This window comes from Asanoa sp. NPDC049573 (genome assembly GCF_040676615.1).
Classification (GTDB): domain Bacteria; phylum Actinomycetota; class Actinomycetes; order Mycobacteriales; family Micromonosporaceae; genus Asanoa.
This window is the reverse complement of record NZ_JBFAPI010000047.1, coordinates 1-6,360: the sequence shown is the minus strand read 5'-3', so window position 1 is coordinate 6,360 and position 6,360 is coordinate 1. Positions and strand designations below refer to the sequence as shown.

Sequence of the window (6,360 nt, the reverse complement as noted above, 5' to 3'; positions counted from 1 at the left end):
GGCTCCATCACTACAATCACCACCGGCCCCACACCGCCGTCGGCGGCCGGCCACCCATCACCAGGTTGACCAACGTCCCTGGGCAGTACACCTAGTCAGCTGGCCGTTTCGTTTACGGTCCAGGGCATTGTCCCGACGATGTTCGCCGCGATCAGCGTCCGATTGCTGGGATCCCAGGCCAGCACGGTGTCGGCCTTCGCGAGCGCAACCAGGGCGGACATCGCGGCCGCGCTGGCTCGGACCGCGTGGCGTTCCTCGTCCTCAGTGACGATCAGCAACTCGAACTGCCCGTCACCGCCGTCCGTGTCCGCAACCCAGTTGGCGTTCAAAATCGTCACCCGACGAGTGGCCTCGCTCGCGCCCGGCATCGCTTCTCACCTCGCATTGTTCGACGGCCGTCCGGTCACGTCACCTTGGCAGCCGAACCGGACGTCCGGTGCCCGGCGGGAGCAAATGGGGCGCGTTGGTTCTTGATTCCGTTCCGTTCGGGGCGGCAGGCGCCGTCCTTGATCCGCACTGGCTGATCTCCTCGTTCGGCTGCTCGGGATCCTGGTGGCGGTCTTCGCCGAGTGGGGGATCCTGGCCGGCTTCTTCCTGCCGGGGGACTCGTTTCTGTTCACCGCCGGCCTGCTGGTCGCCGGCGGCGCTGCACGTTCCGCTGTGGCTGGTCGCCGTGCTGATCAGCGTGGCGGCGGTCGCGGGCGACTAGGTGGGCTACGTGTTCGGGCGACGGGTCGGCCGGCGTTGTCCCGCCGGCCCGACTCGCGGCTGTTAAAGCAGGAGCACCTACGGCGGGCGGAGGCCTTCTTCGCAGGACGTGCCCGTTCGGTGGTTCTCGCGCTGTTCGTACCGGTCGTGCGCACGTTCACGCCGGTTCTGGCGGGCGCGGCGCGGATGCCTCACGGCACCTTCGCCACCTACAACATCATCCGCGGCGTCCTGTGGGGCACCGGTGTCACCGTCTTCGGCTACTTCCTGGACCACTTGGCTTTCGTGCGCTCCAATATGGAGTCGGTTCTGGTCGCCATCGCCGCGGTCTCCTTCATCCCGTCGTCGTGAAACTGGTACGGAGCCGCCGCCAGAATGCGGACCTCCGTCACGACAGGCGGATCCGGCGGACCCGGGCGACGGAGAAGGCAGCAAGCGCGAGCGCCAGAACGAAGTAAATGGCTGTCTCGTACCACTGGAAGGTCCAATATCGGTCGGCGGGTTGATAGGAGACGAGCTGCCGCAGGTGTAACGCGTTGACGGCGGCGTCGCAATCCGCCATTGAGCTCGTCGGCGATATGCAGATCTGCGGTGCCGGCCCGGTGAACGGCTGCCCGGCCGCGTCTACGGCACGGATCGAAGTGATCCAGTCACCGGGCAGCGTCACCGGCATCGACACCTCCAAGGTGTCATCGGTGATGAATATCGAATGTGGGGTTTCCGGAGCCAAAGTCAACGCCATACTGGTTTCCGCCGGGGTGGCGTAGTGTGCCCGCACCGTCGTCGGCACCACCACCTGCATCGCGGCGACGGCGGCCAGCGTCAACGCCATGGCCGGCAGTGTTCGCCGCACCACCAGCCCCACCGTGACGCCGAGCGCGAAGGCGAAGACGGCGTGCCCGATCGGGACGACGTCTCTGGCGCCGAAGACCAATGGCATGAACCGGTGCGGGAATCCCAACCCTTGGCCCTGACCGGCGAGCGCGGCGGCCCGGTCGATCGGGCCGGCCCACCAGGTGACGGCCAGGCTCAGCAGCGCTGCCGCCGCCCCCGCAGCCAACGCGATGAGGCCGACCTTGGTGGCGGCCCACCGGACGCGGCTGACGCTCTGGCTCCAGGCCAGTCGTACGGTGCCGGTCTCCAGTTCCCGAGCGATCAACGGCGCCCCCCAGAAGATGCCGAGGACCGCCGGCATCCCGTAGAGGGCGGCCAGGCCGGCGACGTACAACAGCGGATAGACCTTGCTCGCATTCACTGCCGCCGCGAAGTGGGTCAGCGCGCTTTGACAGTCGGCACCCGAGACGCACGACGGCAGCCCGCTCGCGTCGAACAGATGCGCCAGTTGCGGGCCGGTGACGGCGAAGGCAACGACCAACACGGCGACCACACCCACGACCGCCGAGCTTTGCGCCCGGAACTGACGCCACGTCAACCATGTCATTTCGCCGCCTCCGTCTCGTCGCGGCGGCCCTGGCTCAGGTAGGCGAGCACGAGTTCCTCCAGCCCCGACTGCGACCTGGTCGACCCGCGGTGCGCGGCCAGCAACTCCGTGATCGGGCCGGCCACCTGGACACGGGCGGTGCTCAGCACGACGAGGTAGTCGCAGATCGAGGCCAGATCCGAGACCAGGTGCGACGACAGCACGACGGTCATCTCCCGCTCGGCGACGGCCTCGGCCAGTTGCTCCAGGAACTCGCGGCGGGCCAGCGGATCGAGGCTGGCGGCCGGCTCGTCAAGGACCAGCAGTTCCGGCCGTTTGGCCAGAGCCAAGGTCAGGGCGAGCTGGGCCCGCTGGCCGCCGGAAAGCTTGCTGGCCGGCTTGGCCGGATCGAACCCGAGGGACTGGACACGGCGTGCGGCGTACGCGTCGTCCCAACCGGGGTTGAGCCGTGCACCGATCTTGAGGTGATCCGCCGTCGACATGGAGGCGTACAACGGTGCGTCCTGCGCCATGAACCCGACCCTGGCCAGGCTCGACCCTGGGCGGCCGCCCAGGACCTCGACCGTGCCGGTCGTCGGCACCAGAAACCCGACCGCCAGGTTCAGCAGCGTGGTCTTACCGGCGCCGTTCGGGCCCACCAGCCCAACCACGCGGCCCGGCGGGATCGAGAGCGTGCAGTCCGTCAGCGCCCACCCACCCTTGTAGCGCAAGCCCAACCCGCGGGCATCCAGAACGGCGGTCATCGGAACCTTCCTTCCTTCGACACGGTCACCGCCACGCGCGGCGACGCTGTCTACCGTCCCGCCGTTGGAGGCGGCGATCGTCAGGCCTGGGACCAGACGTTTTGGACCCAGGTACAACCGGAGAAGGTGGCCTCCAGGCCGACGCCGGTCCTCGAAACGGCGGCTACCGTGTGGCGATGGAACCGGTGCGCCTGCCGTTCATCCGGCGTGTCACGCCGGCGCAGTGGGTCGCGGTCGACTGTGTCGTCGCGGCTTTGACCGTGGCGCTGTCGACGTACTTCGCACAGGGCCCGATGGTCACGCGAGGCCCGACGGCGGCCGACGCCTTCGTCGTGGCGACCGCGACAATCGCCGCCGGAATCCGTCGACGGTCCACCCGCGCGGCGCTCGCGCTCGTCGTCGCTGTTGGGCTCCTGTCCAGGGGGATCGCGACGTTTCCCGCACCGTGGATCGCGGTCGCGTTCGTGATGTACATGGTCCCGGTCCGGCTGCCACGCACCGAGGCGCTGTGGTGGCTCGCCGGGACGATCCTGGCGGCCGGGGTCGTCCTGTCGGACCCGTACGGCGGACCCGGTCCCAACCGGGCCGCCATGATCGCCGGGACGGCCCTGCTGATCACGACGGCGTGGACCATTGGGTACGCGGTCCGCCAGCAACGGATGTACGCCGCCAGCGTCCGCGAGCGCGCGGAGCAGCAGGCGCTCGAGCAGCGGGCCGAAGCTCGCCGAGCGGTCAGTGAGGAGCGTCTGCGGATCGCCCGCGAACTCCACGACGTCGTCGCGCACACGATGAGCCTGATCGCGGTTCAGGCCGGGGTCGCCAACCACGTGGCCGAGGCAAGACCTGACGAGGTACGCCGTGCGCTGTCCTCCATCGAAGAGACCAGTCGCGGTGCGTTGCGCGAGATGCGGGCACTGCTTGGTGTGCTCCGCGACGACGGCAATGAGGAGCCGGTTCCCGCTCCGGGTCTGGGCGAGCTGGCTGCCATGGTGCGCCGCGCTGCGGCGGCCGGCGTCCACGTCGACCTAGAGTCGAGCGGTGAACCCGTGGGCCTGTCCGCCGGCCTCGAGCTGGCCGCCTACCGGGTCGTCCAGGAGGCGGTGACCAACGTGATCAAGCACGCTCTCACCGACCGCTGCCAGGTGCTCGTCGCTTACCAGGCCGACGTCTTCGCGGTCGAGGTGATCGACGAAGGGCGGGGCGGTACCGCGACGTCCCGGGCCGGTCACGGTATCTCAGGAATGCGGGAACGGGTGGCCATGTACCGCGGTGAGTTCGAAGCCGGTCCGCGACCGGGCCAAGGGTTCCGCGTTGCCGCCCGGTTCCCGCTGAGCACTCCGGCGGCATCGTGATTCGCGTGGTTGTCGCTGACGACCAGGCCCTGGTTCGCGGCAGTTTCCGGCTGCTGGTCGACACGGCACCCGATCTGACGACCGTCGGTGAGGCCGCGACCGGCCTCGAAGCGGTCGACGTCGCGCGACGCGAGAAGCCCGACGTGGTGCTGATGGACGTGCGGATGCCGGACCTGGACGGGATCGAGGCGACCCGCCGGATCTGCGCCGGCGGCGAGACCCCGTCGACCAAGATCCTGATCCTGACGACGTTCGACCTCGACGAGTACGTGTTCTCCGCCATCCATGCCGGCGCGAGCGGGTTCCTGCTCAAGGACACCAGGCCCGCCGACCTGCTGGCGGCCATCCGGGTGATCGCCGCCGGCGACGCACTGCTCGCCCCTGGCGTCACCCGCCGACTGATCGAGGAGTTCGCCCGCCGTCCGGCGATGCTGCCACGGCCCGCGGTTGCTCTGGCCGAGGCGACCGAACGCGAGCGGGAGGTCCTTATGCTGGTAGGGCTCGGCATGTCCAACGCGGAGATCGCCGCTCACCTGCACGTGAGCCTGTCCACGGCGAAGACCCACGTCGGCCGACTGCTCATGAAGCTTGCGGCCCGGGACCGCGCCCAACTGGTCATCGCCGCCTACGACGCCGGCCTGGTCCGCCCTGCTCGAACGACTCCTTGACCGTCCCCATACGGGAATCTGGGAAAAACCCGGGCCCTGCTTGTGGCGGCGAACGTCACGGTCGTCAGCGGCGTTGTCCCGCTCGCGCACTGGCGGCTAGCTGACCCGCCGCCCCCCAGCGCGCCTGGACGCATCCGCGATGAACGACAGACCTGGGAGCGCACCAAGCACCAGGATCACGGCCAACGGCCAGTGGATCAGCCCACTGACAGCACCGCGGATTTCGGGAATCTCACCAACGGTGTACGACGCCTGCTCGTTCCTTTGGCAGGTCAGCGTGTAGGTGCCGGATCCTGGAACGTCGAAGAAGGCGACCCAGGCGTACGTGGCGTAGTCGTCGCCGTAGTCGGCGGGTGGGATAGCGACAGCCTCAGCGGACCGGGCCGTCAGGCCAGAACCGGTGACCTCGCAGTCGGCGGGATTCGCAGACCCCACCGCGTAGATCGCGTACCGGCCGGCCGCCGGCAACGCCAACAAACCCGGATCGAGGGCCGAGGACGTGAACGGGCCGACACCGCCGTAATTCTGACTCGGATGCGGCTCCACGGTGCTGTCCTCAGCGCCCAGTTGGACCGCCGTCTGCGCGAAAAAGGCTCCCAGCACCGCGACCACGCCGCCAACGACCAAGGCACGCCCGCCTGAGAGCCGGCCGGCGGGCATGAGCCGCAGCCCGATCATGTAGCCGACGGCCGCTCCGCATGCTGCTAACGACACCGCACTGACCGCAATCCGCAACCAGTCGGCGGCACCACCAAGAGGGATGACCCACCGGAAGACGGCCAGGGACACGCCGACGAACGCTATGCCGGCCAACGTCGCCGCGGCCACGGCCAAGGCGAAGGCCGACGCAGTGCGGCGCTGCCCGTCGTGCCAGGTCCACCTCGCCGCCACCACGGCTGCGAGCGCTGGCGCGGCCCCGACGGTCCAGCAGACGGCGGTCGAGACGGGTTGGTCGTCTTCCCACCGATGGGTGGCATTGAAGAACACCAGCGGCGCGGTCACAGTTGCCCCGGCCCAAAGGGTGAGCAGGACCGGACCGGGGAACGCCCGCGCCGCCACGCGCCAACGTGTCGTGTCCATGCATCAATGATCGGGCACGGCGAAAAAGGACGGGCCTGAGTGTCCGCTGAGTCCAGCTCGTCGGCGCGCCGCTGGAGCTCCTACGGCGTGGACATGGTTGGTGGCTCCCGTCGCTTGGGCAGGACGCTGCGGTGGTCGGCGTGGTCGCTGGTCGCAGCCGTCATCGTTGCCGGAGCGTGCCGGCAGGGAGCCGGCGCGGACGGACAACACATCCTCTTGCCGCCGATGCGGCACCTGCTCGGACAGCTCGGATCGATCGACGGCCGCAGCGGCCTAGGGCGTGTCCTGCCGATCATGAGAGCCAGATGATGGTGGCTATCAGCAGCAGGCTGGCCCGGTAGATCGCGGCGCGTTTCGCGAAGCGGGTG

At 69.1% G+C, this 6,360-nt stretch carries 6 protein-coding genes and 1 pseudogene; 3 read left to right on the top strand and 4 right to left on the bottom strand.

Annotated features, from left to right (window positions below):
- Positions 1-95 precede the first annotated feature (95 nt).
- Positions 96-368 (bottom strand): hypothetical protein, encoded by a 273-nt coding sequence (locus AB0J74_RS38830; protein ID WP_363458304.1) that lies wholly within the window; start codon positions 366-368, stop codon positions 96-98.
- A 95-nt stretch (positions 369-463) separates the two neighbouring features.
- On the opposite strand from AB0J74_RS38830, the pseudogene AB0J74_RS38825 reads away from it, so the two are divergent.
- Positions 464-1,166 (top strand): annotated as a pseudogene (locus tag AB0J74_RS38825) (VTT domain-containing protein).
- On the opposite strand, the gene AB0J74_RS38820 reads toward AB0J74_RS38825, so the two are convergent.
- Both AB0J74_RS38820 and AB0J74_RS38815 read right to left on the bottom strand, forming a co-directional pair.
- Positions 1,097-2,149, bottom strand: a complete 1,053-nt coding sequence (locus AB0J74_RS38820; protein ID WP_363458301.1) for an ABC transporter permease — start codon at positions 2,147-2,149, stop codon at positions 1,097-1,099. The pseudogene AB0J74_RS38825 and the gene AB0J74_RS38820 overlap by 70 nt on opposite strands.
- A complete protein-coding gene (locus AB0J74_RS38815; protein ID WP_363458298.1) occupies positions 2,146-2,892 on the bottom strand; it encodes an ABC transporter ATP-binding protein in 747 nt (248 codons plus the stop codon). The genes AB0J74_RS38820 and AB0J74_RS38815 overlap by 4 nt, the downstream gene beginning before the upstream one ends.
- A 176-nt stretch (positions 2,893-3,068) precedes the next feature.
- On the opposite strand from AB0J74_RS38815, the gene AB0J74_RS38810 reads away from it, so the two are divergent.
- Together AB0J74_RS38810 and AB0J74_RS38805 are read left to right on the top strand one after the other, a co-directional pair.
- Positions 3,069-4,244, top strand: coding sequence for a sensor histidine kinase (locus AB0J74_RS38810; protein WP_363458295.1), 1,176 nt, complete (start codon positions 3,069-3,071; stop codon positions 4,242-4,244).
- The gene (locus AB0J74_RS38805; RefSeq protein WP_363458292.1) at positions 4,241-4,912 is read left to right on the top strand and encodes a response regulator transcription factor; all 672 of its coding nucleotides are present in this window, start codon (positions 4,241-4,243) and stop codon (positions 4,910-4,912) included. The genes AB0J74_RS38810 and AB0J74_RS38805 overlap by 4 nt, the downstream gene beginning before the upstream one ends.
- Positions 4,913-5,008: 96 nt before the next feature.
- On the opposite strand, the gene AB0J74_RS38800 is transcribed toward AB0J74_RS38805, so the two are convergent.
- Positions 5,009-5,992 carry a hypothetical protein gene (locus tag AB0J74_RS38800; RefSeq protein WP_363458289.1) on the bottom strand — a complete coding sequence of 328 codons (984 nt, stop codon included), beginning with the start codon at positions 5,990-5,992 and terminating at the stop codon, positions 5,009-5,011.
- Positions 5,993-6,360 lie beyond the last annotated feature (368 nt).